The 338-nt window shown below is 51.8% G+C and carries 1 protein-coding gene; it reads right to left on the bottom strand.

Annotation, left to right across the window (positions count from 1 at the left end; genetic code table 11):
- The coding region (locus tag V5T82_RS18155; RefSeq protein WP_332897087.1) for a hypothetical protein at window positions 1-302 on the bottom strand (302 nt) is incomplete at its 3' end.
- Window positions 303-338: the final 36 nt, after the last annotated feature.

The raw sequence follows: 338 nt of genomic DNA, 5'->3' as shown, positions 1-338 counted from the left end.
GGCGGCATATCGCAAATACGGGGGACGCGCTCACACATTTGCGGGGTAAGTAAGCATTCGGGTTCTCCGTTTGGACATGGGTTTTCCAATTCAGCCGGGCCACCTTTTTGATTTTCTACCAAGATGATCGCGGGCATGCCGCCACTTTGCTCAGGATGCTGTAATGGTTCTGACTGAACTGGCGCACAGAACAGCATCGCACTGAGGCCCCAAGCGATAAACGTGATGGACTTAGCGTTCTTGCGCAACAATGCTGTGATACTTATGGCCGTGGTCCAAGTGATGTGTGTGGGCTCTATCATTTTCCATCAATCTCCAGCCTTAACGACACCCTTGAG

The sequence above is a fragment of the Magnetovibrio sp. PR-2 genome (assembly GCF_036689815.1).
In the GTDB taxonomy this organism is placed as follows: domain Bacteria; phylum Pseudomonadota; class Alphaproteobacteria; order Rhodospirillales; family Magnetovibrionaceae; genus Magnetovibrio.
This window is presented reverse-complemented; position numbering and strand designations above follow the sequence as displayed.